This window comes from Sphingomonas fuzhouensis (assembly GCF_034659795.1).
Lineage (GTDB): Bacteria > Pseudomonadota > Alphaproteobacteria > Sphingomonadales > Sphingomonadaceae > Sphingomonas > Sphingomonas fuzhouensis.
Map to the genome: position 1 here is coordinate 268,502 of NZ_JAXSQY010000004.1, position 13,792 is coordinate 282,293.

14 protein-coding genes are annotated in these 13,792 nt (G+C 67.3%); 9 read left to right on the forward strand and 5 right to left on the reverse strand.

What is annotated here, in order from left to right:
• Window positions 1-12: 12 nt before the first annotated feature.
• Complete coding sequence (gene rpmF / locus U1H82_RS11300) at window positions 13-192, reverse strand: 50S ribosomal protein L32 (RefSeq protein ID WP_042488281.1); 180 nt, start codon at window positions 190-192, stop codon at window positions 13-15.
• Window positions 193-397: 205 nt separating this feature from the next.
• On the opposite strand from rpmF, the gene U1H82_RS11305 reads away from it, so the two are divergent.
• A complete protein-coding gene (locus U1H82_RS11305) occupies window positions 398-832 on the forward strand; it encodes an MAPEG family protein (protein WP_322965015.1) in 435 nt (144 codons plus the stop codon).
• Complete coding sequence (locus U1H82_RS11310) at window positions 832-2,460, forward strand: M28 family metallopeptidase (RefSeq protein ID WP_322965016.1); 1,629 nt, start codon at window positions 832-834, stop codon at window positions 2,458-2,460. The genes U1H82_RS11305 and U1H82_RS11310 overlap by 1 nt, the downstream gene beginning before the upstream one ends.
• Before the next feature lie 159 nt (window positions 2,461-2,619).
• Here U1H82_RS11310 and U1H82_RS11315 read toward each other — a convergent pair whose 3' ends face one another.
• Window positions 2,620-3,294, reverse strand: a complete 675-nt coding sequence (locus U1H82_RS11315; RefSeq protein ID WP_322965017.1) for an MBL fold metallo-hydrolase — start codon at window positions 3,292-3,294, stop codon at window positions 2,620-2,622.
• A gap of 82 nt (window positions 3,295-3,376) precedes the next feature.
• On the opposite strand from U1H82_RS11315, the gene pabB reads away from it, so the two are divergent.
• The 3 genes from pabB to msrA all read left to right on the forward strand — a co-directional run bounded on the left by pabB (window position 3,377) and on the right by msrA (window position 7,512).
• Window positions 3,377-5,125 (forward strand): aminodeoxychorismate synthase component I, encoded by a 1,749-nt coding sequence (pabB, locus tag U1H82_RS11320; protein WP_322965018.1) that lies wholly within the window; start codon window positions 3,377-3,379, stop codon window positions 5,123-5,125.
• Between the two features lie 54 nt (window positions 5,126-5,179).
• Window positions 5,180-6,379: a pyridoxal phosphate-dependent aminotransferase gene (locus U1H82_RS11325; RefSeq protein ID WP_322965019.1), complete on the forward strand. Its 1,200-nt coding sequence runs from the start codon at window positions 5,180-5,182 to the stop codon at window positions 6,377-6,379.
• Window positions 6,380-6,846: 467 nt separating this feature from the next.
• On the forward strand, window positions 6,847-7,512 hold the full coding sequence (msrA, locus tag U1H82_RS11330; protein ID WP_322965020.1) for a peptide-methionine (S)-S-oxide reductase MsrA: 666 nt from the start codon (window positions 6,847-6,849) through the stop codon (window positions 7,510-7,512).
• Window positions 7,513-7,644: 132 nt separating this feature from the next.
• Here msrA and U1H82_RS11335 read toward each other — a convergent pair whose 3' ends face one another.
• Entirely contained in the window at window positions 7,645-8,577 is a 933-nt protein-coding gene (locus U1H82_RS11335) for an ABC transporter ATP-binding protein (RefSeq protein ID WP_322965021.1), read from the reverse strand.
• 88 nt (window positions 8,578-8,665) lie between these two features.
• Between U1H82_RS11335 and U1H82_RS11340 the strand changes: the two genes are divergently transcribed.
• Both U1H82_RS11340 and tldD read left to right on the forward strand, forming a co-directional pair.
• The gene (locus U1H82_RS11340) at window positions 8,666-8,899 is read left to right on the forward strand and encodes a zinc-finger domain-containing protein (RefSeq protein WP_261268488.1); all 234 of its coding nucleotides are present in this window, start codon (window positions 8,666-8,668) and stop codon (window positions 8,897-8,899) included.
• 19 nt (window positions 8,900-8,918) lie between these two features.
• Window positions 8,919-10,352 carry a metalloprotease TldD gene (gene tldD, locus U1H82_RS11345; RefSeq protein ID WP_322965022.1) on the forward strand — a complete coding sequence of 478 codons (1,434 nt, stop codon included), beginning with the start codon at window positions 8,919-8,921 and terminating at the stop codon, window positions 10,350-10,352.
• 199 nt (window positions 10,353-10,551) lie between these two features.
• Here the strand turns inward: tldD and U1H82_RS11350 are convergent, their stop codons facing one another.
• Complete coding sequence (locus U1H82_RS11350; protein WP_322965023.1) at window positions 10,552-11,331, reverse strand: formate/nitrite transporter family protein; 780 nt, start codon at window positions 11,329-11,331, stop codon at window positions 10,552-10,554.
• A 225-nt stretch (window positions 11,332-11,556) separates the two neighbouring features.
• On the opposite strand from U1H82_RS11350, the gene U1H82_RS11355 reads away from it, so the two are divergent.
• Together U1H82_RS11355 and U1H82_RS11360 are read left to right on the forward strand one after the other, a co-directional pair.
• Entirely contained in the window at window positions 11,557-11,895 is a 339-nt protein-coding gene (locus U1H82_RS11355; protein WP_042488306.1) for a P-II family nitrogen regulator, read from the forward strand.
• 16 nt (window positions 11,896-11,911) lie between these two features.
• Window positions 11,912-13,279: an ammonium transporter gene (locus tag U1H82_RS11360; protein ID WP_322965024.1), complete on the forward strand. Its 1,368-nt coding sequence runs from the start codon at window positions 11,912-11,914 to the stop codon at window positions 13,277-13,279.
• Window positions 13,280-13,392: 113 nt separating this feature from the next.
• Here the strand turns inward: U1H82_RS11360 and U1H82_RS11365 are convergent, their stop codons facing one another.
• A complete protein-coding gene (locus tag U1H82_RS11365) occupies window positions 13,393-13,776 on the reverse strand; it encodes an EF-hand domain-containing protein (RefSeq protein ID WP_322965025.1) in 384 nt (127 codons plus the stop codon).
• Window positions 13,777-13,792 lie beyond the last annotated feature (16 nt).

Consider the following 13,792-nt stretch of genomic DNA (forward strand, 5'->3'; position numbering starts at 1 on the left):
AAGTAGAGGGGATCAGCCCTCGACCGACACGACCTCGCGGCCGTTATAGTGACCGCAGGCGGTGCACAGATTGTGCGGGCGCTTCAGTTCGCCGCAGTTCGGGCATTCCTGAAATGCCGCGACCGTCAGCGAGTCGTGGCCACGGCGCATGCCGCGCTTGGAGGGCGAAGTCTTTCTCTTGGGGACGGCCATTGCGGCACCTTATCAATTCGAACAATGGGTGGAATACGCCACGGTCAGCACCCATTGCGCGCCCGGATCGATGACCCGGCCGCGTGAGCACCCAGCCGGACGCATCGCGAAGCCCCGCGCCTATAGCGAGTTTTGCCGATGTTGCAAGCCGGGCTGCGGAATGGCACTCCCCCGGATCAGGCAATTTACAGGAAAGACGGCATTTATGGTCCTGCCGGTTACGCTCAGCATCGCGGCGGCGGCCGCCATCGTCAATTTGTGGCTCGCGCTGCGAATCGTGGTCGGGCGGCTCCGGGGCAAGGTGATGATCGGCGACGGCGGCGATTCGCGACTCGCCGCCGGAATGCGGGCGCAGGCGAACTTCGTCGAATATGCCCCCTTCGTCCTGATCCTGATGGGGCTGATCGAGCTGGGCGGCGGATCGCCCTTCTGGCTGTGGGTGCTGGGCGGCGCCTTTATCGTCGCGCGAATCGGCCATGGCTGGGGCATGATGCGGCCCGCGCCCAATATCGGGCGCGCGGGCGGTGCGATCGGCACCTGGGCGATCCTGGCGTTGCTGGCCGGTTGGGGCATCGGCCTTGTCTATACCGCGCAGGCCAAGCCCGTGACCGGCGTCACCGTCGTTCAGGTCGGTCGCTGATGCGTCGGCTGCCCCTGATCGCGCTTGCGGGCCTCTCCCTGACCGCCGCCGCGCCCGACCCCATTTCGCCGCAGCGCCTGTCGGTGGATGTGAAGACGCTCGCCTCCGACGCGTTCGAAGGCCGCGCGCCGGGCACGCCGGGCGAGACGAAGACCGTCGACTGGCTGGTCGCGCAGTTCAAGGCGATGGGTCTGCAACCTGGCGGCCCGGACGGCCAGTGGACCCAGGCCGTGCCGCTGATCCGCACCCAGATCGGGAAAGGCACGATGCGGGCGGGCGCGATGCCGCTGGTGCAGGGGCAGGGCGTGTATGTCTCGACCGTGCGGCCGGTCGACCGGGTGGCGATCAAGGACGCGCCCATGGTCTTTGTCGGTTACGGCGTCCATGCGCCCGAGCGCGGCTGGGACGATTTCAAGGGCGTCGACCTGAAGGGCAAGATCGCCGTCTTCCTGGTCAACGACCCCGATTTCGAAGCGGTCGCGGGCGACGATGCCAAGGGCAAGTTCGGCGACCGGCGCATGACCTATTATGGTCGCTGGACCTATAAGTTCGAGGAAGCCGCAAGGCAGGGGGCGATCGGCGCGCTGATCGTCCATGATACTCCCGGTGCGGGCTATGGCTGGGCGACGGTGACGGCACCGGCGGGCGAGAATTACGATATCGTCCGCAGCGATCCGACTTCCCGCATCCTGTTGCAGGGCTGGCTGTCGGGCGAGGCGGCCACCAAGCTGTTCGCCGCCGCTGGGCTGGACCTAGCCCAGCAGCGGAAAGCGGCGCGGCGTGCCGACTTCCGGCCGGTCGAATTGAAGGGCCAGCGTTTCTCCGCCGACCTGCCGGTGACGACGGTGCGCGCCGAGAGCCGCAACGTGCTGGCGAAGCTGCCCGGCAAGACGCACGCGCAAGAAGTCGTGATGTTCGGCGCGCATTGGGACGCCTATGGCAAGGGGGCGCCGGACGCGGAAGGAAGGGTGATCCGACCGGGCGCGAACGACGACGCGTTGGGCGTGGCGGGCGTGCTGGAACTGGCACGCGCGTTCAAGGCCGCGCCGCAGACCGACCGCAGCCTGGTCTTCGCGCTATGGACCGGCGAGGAGCGCGGGCTGCTGGGGTCGGAGACCTATGCGGTGAAGCCGGTCTATCCGCTGTCGAAGACGGTCGCGAATCTGACGCTCGACATCCTCCAGACGGCGGGGCCGGCCAGGGACGTGATGCTGGTCGGCGACGGACAGAACGACCTGGAAGACCGGCTGAAGGCCGCCGCTGCGGCGCAGGGCCGTACCGTCACGCCGGAGGCGCTGCCCGAGCGGGGGCTGTTCTATCGCGCCGATCATTTCTCCGTCGCGCGGCGGGGGGTGCCGACGCTGCTGCTCATGGCGATCAGCGGTGCGCCCGATCTGGTGGCGGGCGGGCGGCCTGCGGGGCAGAAGTGGCTCGACGATTATATGCGCTGCTACCACCAGACCTGCGACGCCTGGGATGCGAGCTGGGATTTGCGCGGCGCGGCGGCGGATGTGGGACTGTTGTACCGGATCGGGCGCGATCTCGCCAACGGGCGGGATTGGCCCGAATGGCGCGCGGGTTCGGAGTTCAAGGCGATTCGGGCGGAGAGTGCTGCGGAACGGCGGTAATCCATAGTCGGACTGCGCCGCGCTTATTCCTCCCCTGCAAGGGGAGGGGGACCATGCGCAGCATGGTGGAGGGGTGTCCCCGCTGATGGTGACACCCCTCCGTCAGTCCTTCGGACTGCCACCTCCCCTTGCAGGGGAGGAATGAAAAAGCCGAAACCCTCACCCCAATCCCAAAACCCGGTCCGCCACGAAGGCATTGCTCTGCCGCTCATGTCCGAAGGTGCTGGGCTGGCCGTGTCCGGGAATGAAGGCGGTTTCGTTCCCCAGCGGCCAGAGCTTCTCGACGATCGAGCGAATCAGCGTGTCGTGATCCCCGCCCGGCAGGTCCGATCGCCCGACCGACCCTTGGAACAGCACGTCGCCGACCAGCGCGAAATGCGAGGGCGCATGGTGGAAGATCACATGCCCGCGTGTATGCCCCGGCGTCTCGTACACATCGAGGGTGAGGTCGCCGATCGTCACCGTATCGCCTTCGGATAGCCAGCGGGTCGGCTCCAGCACCTGTGCCGGGATGCCGTACGCCTGGCCATCCTCGTCCAGCCGGGCGAGCCAGAAGCGATCCTCTTCCTGCGGTCCCTCGACGGGCACGGACAATGCGTCGGACAGCGCCTTGGCCCCGCCCGCATGGTCGATATGACCATGAGTCAGCAGGATTTTCTCCACCGTCACGCCGGTCTTGGCGATCGCGTCGTGGATACGCGGCAGGTCGCCGCCGGGATCGACCACCGCCGCCTTCATTGTCGCGGTGCACCACACGATCGAGCAATTCTGCTGGAGCGAGGTGACGGGCACGATCGCGGCGCGGAGCGGCGGGTTCTGAGGGGCAGTGGTCATGACCCGGCGATAAAGGCTGGGACGGGCGGGGCCAATCGATACTTGCATGTGGGCCTACGCGCCGTGCATGGATCGTCCGTCCATGGCGCGCCCTCTCCCTCCCTTCGTCCTGCTCGACGACGCCCGTGACGGGGGAGCGGCGGCGCGTCTCTATACGCAGGCCGTCGGCATCGTCACCGCGCACCGGATCGACGCGGTTCCGGCGGCGCTGGACGCCTTGCGCGCGGCGCGGGAACGCGGCCTCGATGCGGTCGGCTATCTGGCCTATGAGGCGGGTGCGGCGTTCGAGCCGGGGGTGCCGCCACGCGCGATCGATGGCCCGCTATTATGGTTCGGCCTGTTCGCGGGATATGAGACGGTCGAGCCGGATGCGCTGCTTCCCGACCCGGCGGGCGGCTGGATCGGTGAGATGGCGCCCGAGCTGGACGCCACCCGCCATGCCGAGCAATTCGCCGCCGTCCAGACGTTGATCGGGGCGGGTGACCTTTATCAGGTCAACCAGACCTTTCGCGCGACCGCTTCCGTACTCGGCGATCCGCTGGCGCTCTATGCGGGTTTGCGCGCCCGGTCGCGGGCGGGCTGGGGGGCGGTGGTGGCGACCGGCGAGGCGGTGATCCTGTCGCTGTCGCCCGAACTCTTCTTCGCGCTGGAAGGGGGAAAGCTGACCGCCCGGCCGATGAAGGGCACCGCGCGGCGCGAAGATGATCCGGCCGCCGATGCCCGCGCCGCCCAGGCCTTGCGCGACGATCCCAAGCAGCGCGCCGAGAATCTGATGATCGTCGACCTGATGCGCAACGACCTGTCGCGGGTCGCGCGCGCAGGGAGCGTCGCGGTGCCCGAGCTGTTCGCGGTCGAACCCTATCCGACGGTGCATCAGATGGTGTCGACCGTCACCGCCGATCTGGCCGAGGGGCGCGATGCCCTAGACGTACTGGCGGCGCTCTTCCCCTGCGGCTCGATCACCGGCGCGCCCAAGATCCGCGCGATGCAGGCGATCGCCGAGATCGAGGATTCGCCGCGTGGCCTCTATACCGGCGCGATCGGGCGGCTGGACGCCGATGGCGACGCGATGTTCAACGTCGCGATCCGCACCTTGATCTGGCCCGAGGGGGAGACTCGCGCGACTCTGGGCATCGGATCGGGCGTGGTCGCCGACTCGGTGGCGGCGGACGAATGGGACGAGTGTCTGGCCAAGGCGGCGTTCCTGGCCGGGGGGCGGCCCGATTTCGACCTGATCGAGACCATGGCCTTCGATCCCATCGAGGGCATCCAGCATCTGGAGGCGCATCTCGCGCGGATGAAGGCGAGCGCGGCGGCGCTGGGCTTCACCTTCGACCGGCATGACGCGCGCAACGAGTTGCAGGCGGCGACCTTCCGCCTGCGCGATGCCCGGCGCGTCCGACTGCTGCTGGCGCGCGGTGGGGCATTGGTGGTCGAGGTCGGTCCTGCGCCCGCGCGCTTCGACGGCGTGATGCCGGTGCGGGTCGTGCCGCTGCCCGTCCCGCCGCGCGACCTGCGGCTGCGGCACAAGACCAGCGCGCGCGGCTTTTACGATACGGCGCGGGCGGCGGCGGGCACGGCGGAAGTGGTGTTCGAGACGCCCGATGGCCTGCTGACCGAGGGCAGCTATACCTCGCTGTTCGTGCCGCGTGGCGACGTCTTGGTGACGCCGCCGCTGGCACTGGGGTTGCTACCCGGTGTGCTGCGCAGCCATCTGATCGAGACGGGCCGCGCGATCGAGGGGGAACTCACTCGCGCCGACCTTCGCGACGGATTCTTGCTTGGCAATGCGCTTCGCGGATTGTTTCGTGCGGAGATGGTTGCGGATTGAGGCGCGGAGGGGCTAAGGGCCACGCGCAATCTCCTGACGCAAAGGTTCCGTTTCATGCAGCCCTCCGCCGCGCTCGGCCGTATCAGCCCGTCCCCCACGCTCGCCATCACCAGCCGCGTGATGGAGCTGAAGCGCGCTGGCGTCGACGTGATCGGACTGGGCGCGGGCGAACCCGATTTCGACACGCCGGACTTCGTGAAAGAGGCGGCGATCCAGGCGATCCGGGACGGCAAGACGAAGTACACCAATGTCGACGGCACGCCCGAGCTGAAGGCGGCGATCGCGGCCAAGTTCGCGCGCGACAACGGCCTGACCTACAAGGCCGATCAGATCAGCGTGAATGTCGGCGGCAAGCACACCCTGTTCAACGCGATGGTCGCGACGATCGATGCGGGCGACGAGGTCGTGATCCCCGCGCCCTATTGGGTTAGCTACCCCGATGTCGTCCAGTTCGCGGGCGGCGTGCCGGTGATCGTGAAGGCCGGGCCGGAACAGGGTTACAAGCTGACGCCGGAGGCGCTGGACGCGGCGATCACGCCCAAGACCAAATGGGTCATCCTCAACTCGCCGTCCAACCCGACGGGCGCGGGCTATACCGCCGACGAGCTGAAGGCGCTGGGCGAAGTCATCCTCAAGCACCCGCACGTCTGGGTCTTCGCCGACGATATGTACGAGCATATCGTCTATGACGGCTTCCGCTTCGCCACCATCGCGCAGGTCTGCCCCGAACTGTACGAGCGCACGCTGACGGTGAATGGTTGTTCCAAGGCCTATGCCATGACCGGCTGGCGCATCGGCTATGCGGGCGGCGCGCCCTGGCTGATCAAGGCGATCGCCAAGCTCCAGTCGCAGTCGACATCCAACCCCTGTTCGGTGGCGCAGGCGGCGGCGACTGCCGCGCTGACCGGCGACCAGAGCTTCCTCGCCGAGCGGAACCAGGCGTTCCAGGCGCGGCGCGACATGGTGGTGTCGATGCTCAACGCGATTCCCGGCATGACCTGCCCGACGCCGGAAGGTGCGTTCTACGTCTATCCGTCCTTTGTGCCGCTGATCGGCAAGACCACGCCTTCGGGCCGGTTGATCGACAGCGACGAGGCGTTCGTCGGCTATCTGCTCGACGATGCGAAGGTCGCGGCGGTGCAGGGCGCGGCGTTCGGCCTCTCGCCCGCGATGCGAATCAGCTATGCGACCTCGGACGCGCTGCTTCGTGAGGCGTGCACGCGCATTCAGACGGCCTGTGCGGCCCTGAAATAATTTACCGCCTCGCTGCGGTACGAAAGCCAGTCGGTTCGGTCAACATGCCGAATTGGCTGGCTTTTTCACGCGCTTAGGTGCGGCGCAGCAATATGGCTTAACTGTGGCGTGAACGACACGGTCACGTGCCGTTAATGCTGTGTTTCTATAAACGCCATTGTCGGAACGGCGCCGATCGACCAGATGGCGCCCGGAAGATCGCCGGCCACATGGCGGCGACCCGTTAAGACAGGTGAAGACGAATGCGTGCCCTCCTCAAGTCCAGCTTCGTGTGGCAGTTCGCCGGCGGATTTGCGCTGGGTGCCCTGGGCCTCGTCGTACTGCATCCGGGCGAAGCGCCCAGCCGCTACACCAGTGCACCGGTCGAGGCGGTTCGCTAAGACGCTGGTCGTCACGGAGCAGAACCACAGACGCCTCCGGAAGTTCCACCTCTAGCCGAAGCGTCGGGCGCATCCCATATTCGGGGCATGCGCAATGCCTTCTGCCTCGCCCTGGCGGCGACCGCATTTGGAGCGGTCGTGCTGTCCTCGCTTCCCGCCCAAGCTGAACGGGCCGTGCCGCTGCCAAAGGCGGCGGTCGATATCCCCGCGTCCGCGCGGCCCCAGGTGGCGGTGCTGGCGGGTGGCTGTTTCTGGGGCATGGAGGCGGTGTTCGAGCGGGTGAAGGGCGTGCGCTCGGTCACGGCGGGCTATGCCGGTGGTCGCCGCGAGGATGCGAATTACGCCGCCGTCTCAACCGAGCGGACCGGCCATGCCGAGGCGATCCGCATAACCTATGACCCTGCGCAGGTGTCCTACGCCACGCTGCTGCGCGTCTATTTCGCGATCGCGCATGACCCGACCCAGGTTGGTGGCCAAGGCCCCGATCACGGCCCCAGCTATCGCTCGGCGATCTTCGCCCAGTCGCCCGAACAGGCGAGGGTGGCGCGCGACTATATCGCGCAACTGACCCGCGCCCATGCCTTCCCCAGGCCGATCACGACCCGGATCGAACAAGGCCGCTTCTTCCCGGCCGAGGCCGAGCATCAGAATTTCTACGACCGCAACCCGACCTATCCGTACATCGTCCGCTGGGACAAGCCGAAGGTCGCGGGCTTCCGGGCGGGCTTTCCCGATCTGGCGCGGGCGGGGTGAGTGTCGCATTCCTCCCCTGGAAGGGGAGGTGGCAGGGCGAAGCCCTGACGGAGGGGTGTCGCCCTCTCGATAGCAGGACACCCCTCCACCAGCTTCGCTGGTCCCCCTCCCCTTGCAGGGGAGGAATTAGGTTCAGTCCCTCACGCTCCGCGTCAGCGACAGGAACACGTCTTCCAGATCGGCTTCCTTGGTCGACACATCGACAATGCCGTACCCATCCGCCTGCACCGCCGCGAGCACCTGGCCCGCATTGACCTTGTCCTTGGCATAGGTGATTTCCAGCGTCCGTGTGCCCTTCAGCACGATCTTGCCGAAGCTGGCATGGTCGGGGACCACCGCGACATCGCGGTCGACCGTGACCGCGACGATCTTTTCCTGCGCCTTGCCGACCAGTTCGCGGGTCGGCTCATTGGCGACCAACCGGCCATGATTGATGATCGCTATCCGGTCGCACAGCTCCTCGGCTTCCTCCAGATAGTGCGTCGTCAGCACCACCGTCACGCCCTGTTCGTTGAGCGAGCGGACATAGGCCCAGAGTTGTTGGCGCAGTTCGATATCGACGCCGGCGGTCGGCTCGTCGAGGACGAGGACGGGCGGCGAATGGACCATCGCCTTGGCGACCATCAGGCGCCGCTTCATGCCGCCCGACAGGGTGCGCGAATAGGCGTTGGCCTTGTCCTCCAGATGCACGGCGCGCAGCAGTTCCATCGAGCGGCGCTGCGCCTTGGGCACGCCGTACAGCCCGCCCTGAATCTCCAGCGTCTCCAGCGGCGTGAAGAAGGGGTCGAACAGGATTTCCTGATTGACGATGCCGATCGACGCCTTGGCATTGCGCGGATGCTGGTCGATGTCGAAGCCCCAGATCGATGCCGAGCCCTCGGTCTTCATCACCAAGCCCGCCAGGATGTTGATCAGCGTCGACTTGCCCGCGCCGTTCGGCCCCAGCAGTCCGAAAATCTGCCCTCTCGGTACATCGAAGCTGACCCCGTCGAGCGCGCGTTTGCCGCCCTGATAGGTCTTGGCAATGCCCTGAATCGAAATGGCGGCTTCTGTGGAGGCGGTCATGGGCCCAGCGATAGGCCCGTGCGGCGGACAGGCCAAGCCGGTTTTCGGCAATTGCACGGGGGCGTCCGCCTTGCTATCGCGCGAGCCTATGTTGCCGCCGCCCGAAACCACCCGCGTCACCCAGACCCGCGTCGCTTGCGACGGTGCCACCGACATTCCCGGCGGCGCTGCGCTCGGCCATCCGCGCGTCTGGCTTCAGATCGACGAGACCGGCTATGTCGATTGCGGCTATTGCGATCGCCGCTTCGTGCTGATCGGCGGCCCGGCGGACGGCGCGGACCAGTCGCAGCTTCCCGACCATGGGGATGGCGCGGGCCGCTGAGCCTCCTATATTCGGTGGCATGACATCCGCCACCGACCCCCGCTCGTTCCTCTACCGCGACACGCTGGACCCCGATGCGGCGCTGCGGCTGACCGCCAACGCCCTGTCACGTGCGGACGATGGCGAACTCTATCTGCAATATAAGCGGTCGGAGGCCTTCGGCTTCGACGACGGGCGGCTGAAGACCGCCAGCTACGACACGCACTCCGGCTTCGGGCTGCGTGCGGTGTCGGGCGAGATGACCGCCTTCGCGCACGCCAATGAACTGTCCGAGGCCGCGATCCAGCGCGCCGCGCAGACCATGGCGCTGATCGACCCGGCCAAGGGCGCGGCCGCGCCGCCGCCGCAGGGGACCAACCGGCATCTTTATACCGCCACCGATCCGCTCGACCTGATCCCCTTTGCCGAGAAGGTGTCGCTCTGCCAGACGATCGACGCCGCCGCCCGTGCCCGCGATCCGCGCGTCGTGCAGGTGTCGGTCGGGCTGTCCGGCAGCTGGAGCGTGGTCGAGATCGTCCGCGCCGACGGCTTCGTCGCGACGGACGTGCGGCCGCTGGTGCGGCTCAACATCTCGGTCGTGGTCGAACAGAATGGGCGGCGCGAGACGGGCAGCTTCGGCATCGGCGGACGTTACCTGTACGACCGGCTGGTCGCGCGCGAGACGTGGGAGCGCGGCATCGACGTGGCGCTGGGTCAGGCCTTGGTCAATCTTGACTCGGTCGCCGCGCCTGCGGGCGAGATGACCGTGCTGCTGGGGCCGGGCTGGCCCGGCGTGCTGCTGCACGAGGCGATCGGGCACGGGTTGGAGGGCGACTTCAACCGCAAGGGCACTTCGGCTTTCTCGGGGCGCATCGGCGAGCGGGTCGCCGCCCCCGGCGTCACCGTGGTCGATGACGGCAGCTTGGCCGACCGGCGTGGCTCGCTGTCGATCGATGACGAAGGCACGCCGACGCGCGAAGTCGTGCTGATCGAGGACGGTATCCTCAAGGGCTATATGCAGGACCGGCTGAACGCGCGGCTGATGGGCGTTGCCCCGACCGGTAACGGCCGCCGCGAGAGTTTTGCCCATGCGCCGATGCCGCGCATGACCAACACCTTCATGAAGGGCGGGCAGGACGATCCCGCCGAGCTGCTGTCGCGGGTGAAGAACGGCATCTTCGCCAAGTCGTTCGGCGGCGGTCAGGTCGATATCGTGTCGGGCAAGTTCGTCTTCTCCTGCACCGAGGCCTACCGGATCGAGAATGGCAGGCTGGGCGCGCCGATCAAGGGCGCGACGCTGATTGGCGACGGGCCCAGCGTGCTGACCAAGGTGACGGGCATCGGCAACGACTTCGCGCTGGACGAGGGCATCGGCGTCTGCGGCAAGGGCGGGCAGAGCGTGCCTGCGGGCGTGGGCCAGCCGACGCTGCTGGTCGAGGGGCTGACCGTCGGCGGGACCGCGCTGGCGGCGTAAACATCCTCCCCTGCAAGGAGTGGCAGGTGGATTGCCTCCCAGGCAATCCAGATCATGCCGGGGGCATGATCGACCGGCCACTGGGGACCAGCGAAGCTGGTGGAGGGGTGTAGCCGGTGGCGAGAATGGGCCGACCTCGCGAACCGGGACACCCCTCCGTCAGCGCTTTGCGCTGCCACCTCCCCTTGTAGGGGAGGAATTAGGCTCGCTTCTTCAACGCCCCATGGCCCGCACCCAGCAACAGCGCGATCGCGCCGCCGCCGATCAGATTGCCCAGCGTCGACAGCGCCAGATTGTGCGCGATGCCGCCCAAGGACACCTCCGCCGGATCGAGCGCCCAGCCCAGCGGCAATAGCGTCATGTTCGCGATCGAATGTTCGAATCCGGCCGCGACGAACAATGTCACCGGCGCGATCACCGCGACGATCTTGCCCGCGACGGTCGTTGCCCCGCTCGCCATCCAGACGCCCAGGCACACCAGCATATTGGCGAGAATGCCCGAGGCGATCAGCGTGCCGCCGGGCTTGGCGACCTTCGTCATCGCCGTTTCGCGGGCCACGGCGGCGACAGTGCCGTCCATGGCCTCCGGCCCACCCGCCGCGATGAACAGGCCGACGACGATCAGGCTGCCGATCAGATTGGCGAGCCAGACCAGCCCCAGCGCCTTGACCAGCCCCATGCCCGTCACCCGGCCCTGGGCGAGCGGCAGCGACAGCATCGCATGGCCGGTGAACAGGTGCGCGCCCGTCACCATCACCAGCATCAGCCCGCTGGAGAAGGCGAGTCCTGCCAACAGGTGCGTCGCGCCCGCCCCCGACGGCATGCCCGCACTGGCGACCAGATAGGCGATCCCGCCGAACCCGATCTGCACGCCCGCCGCAATGCCCAGCCACAGGATCGAGGCGATCCCCGCCTCGCCCCGCTCGGCAAGGGCGTCGGCCACCGTCGCGGCCAGCGGTTCGCCGGAAGTATCGGCCATGATGTGCTCCTGTCTCGCCCTGCCTGAAAGGCCAACAGGTGGCGGACGGCTTTGCTCCCATTTGTGCCTGAAATTTGGGCAGTGGCGGCGATATGCTGAATTTTTGATGCGTCGCAACAGGCCGATCACCCGGCCCGCAAGCGAATCTGCGTGGAAAAGTAACGAAATCGTAAACTGGCACACCCCTTGCGATGCCTGTCTGCGGGTAACGCAAAGGGGGCACAGGTGAAGCTGATCATTGCGATCATCAAGCCGTTCAAGCTGGACGAGGTGCGTGAGGCGCTCACCACCTTGGGCGTGGCGGGCATGACGGTGACCGAGGTCAAGGGGTTCGGGCGGCAGAAGGGCCAGACCGAAATCTACCGCGGCGCCGAATACAGCACCAACATGGTGCCCAAGATCAAGATCGAGGTCGTTTGCGCGTCCGAGATCGCCGACCGTGTCGTCGAATCGATCCAGGCCGCCGCCAACACCGGCGCGATCGGCGACGGCAAGATCTTCATGCTCGATGTCGGCCAGGCCGTGCGCATCCGCACCGGCGAAACCGACGAATCGGCACTCTGAGCAAGGGGGGATTTCGATGAAGCACGTCACCAAATTGGCGACCGGCGCGGCGGGCCTCGGCCTGACGCTGTTCGTCGCGCTGCCCGCCTGGGCGCAGGATGCCGTCGCGCTCCAGTCGCCCGCCAGCGCCGCGCCGGCCGCGACGGTGAACAAGGGCGACACCGCCTGGATGCTCACCTCGACCGTGCTGGTCATGATGATGATCCTGCCGGGCCTGGCGCTGTTCTATGGCGGTCTGACCCGCGCGAAGAACATGCTGTCCACCATGACCCAGATCGGCGCGGCCGCGTGCCTCGCGATGCTGATCTGGGTGATGTACGGCTATAGCCTGGCCTTCGGGCCGGACGTGTCGGGGGGCGCGTCCAACTTCATCTCCGGGCTGGGCAAGGCGTTCCTGAAGGGCGTCACGCCCGCCAGCCAGGCGGCGACCTTCACGGCGGGCGTCGAAATCCCCGAATATGTCTTCATCTGTTTCCAGATGACCTTCGCCGCGATCACCGCGGCGCTGGTCCTGGGCTCGGTGGTCGAGCGGATGAAGTTCTCGGCGGTCATGGCGTTTGTCGCGGTGTGGCTGACCATCGTGTACTTCCCGATCGCGCACATGGTGTGGGCCTCGTCGGGCCTGTTCTTCAAGGCGGGCGCGCTCGACTTTGCGGGCGGTACGGTGGTCCACATCAACGCCGGTGTCTCGGCGCTGGTCGCCTCGCTGATCCTGGGCAAGCGCATGGGCTATCCGACCACGCCGATGCCCCCGCACTCGCTGACGCTGACCGGTGTCGGCACCGGTCTGCTCTGGGTCGGCTGGTTCGGCTTCAATGCGGGCTCGGCGCTGGAGGCCAATGGTTCGGCGGGTCTGGCGATGATCAACACCTTCGTCGCGACGGCGTCGGGTGGCCTGTTCTGGATGCTCGCCGAGCGTCTGGCGGGGCATAAGGGCTCGGCGCTGGGCTTCTGCTCGGGCATCGTCGCCGGTCTGGTCGCGGTCACCCCGGCGGCCGGTAACTCGGGCCCGTTCGGCGCGATCGTGCTGGGCGCCATCGCCAGTGTCATCTGCTTCTATGCAGTGTCGGTCCTCAAGCCCAAGCTCGGCTATGACGATGCGCTCGACGCCTTCGGCGTGCACGGCATCGGCGGCATGATCGGCGCGATCGGTACGGCCGTGGTCTATGCGCCCTCGCTGGGCGGCCCGGGTGCGGCCGACTATGTCATGAGCTCGAAGCTGCTGGTGCAGCTGGGCGCGGTCGGCACGACCATCGTCTGGGCCACCATCGGCACCGTCATCGCCATGTATGTCGCCAAGGCGGTCACCGGGCTGCGTGTCTCGAAGGAAGTCGAGCAGGAAGGCCTCGACCTCGGCGAGCACGGCGAGCGCGCCTACAACTGATCGGGAGCGGGGGCGAAGAGAACCCCCGCACCCCACGACGTTCCTCCTGCGGACGACCTAAGCCCGGTGCGGCAACGCACCGGGCCTTTTTTGTGGGCGGCCTCGGTTGGTGCTTACCGCCCCTTCGGCCCGGCCGCCGGGCCTGCCGGTTGCTGCGTACGCTGCGCCGCGCGGGCCGCTTCATATTCGTCGAAGGTGCGCGACAGCAGCGCCTGGGCTTCGGCCTCGGTCACCTTGCCGTCCTTGTTGGCGTCGGCCTTGTCGAACCACAGATCGGTCAGCCGCTGGGCATGGACCGCGTCGATCTGCTTCTTGCCGTTGCCCATCTTCATGATCGCGGCCTTGACCTCGGCCTTGGTCAGCACGCCGTCATGATTGGTGTCGCGCGCCTTGAACTCGCGCGAGAATTTGGCGGCGGCCGAGGCGCGGGTGTCCTGTGCCAGGGCGGGGGTGGCCAGCGTGGCGGCGATCAGACCGGCGACGAGAAAACGGGTCATGCGTGAAACTCCTGAA